Below are 250 nucleotides of genomic sequence, written 5' to 3'. Positions count from 1 at the left end.
ATGCAATATTGGCCGGCCGCGTCGGACGACAATGTCGTCGACATGGTGCGCGGCCTGATCGACCGCTATGCCGATGGCCCACGCCGGGCCTTGCGCGGCACGATGAAGGCGCAGCCCCCGCGCGATTACCCCGAGATCGGCGTTTATCACCCGGCTTTGCCCGATCGCATCGCCCACACCGTCACCGAGCTGCCGCGCCACCGCGCGCCCAAGGGCACGGTCGGCGTGCTAATGCTGCGCTCTTATGTGC

At 67.6% G+C, this 250-nt stretch carries 1 protein-coding gene; it reads left to right on the top strand.

Annotation, left to right across the window (positions count from 1 at the left end):
* Nucleotides 1-250, top strand: a 250-nt coding sequence (locus tag C1X29_RS30165) for a cobaltochelatase subunit CobN (RefSeq protein ID WP_146023336.1), incomplete at both ends; no start/stop codon positions are given.

The sequence above is a fragment of the Pseudomonas sp. GW456-12-10-14-LB2 genome (assembly GCF_002884345.1).
GTDB lineage: Bacteria > Pseudomonadota > Gammaproteobacteria > Pseudomonadales > Pseudomonadaceae > Aquipseudomonas > Aquipseudomonas paraglycinae.
Note: the sequence above shows the minus strand (reverse complement) of the source record. Positions and strands in the feature narration are given on the sequence as shown.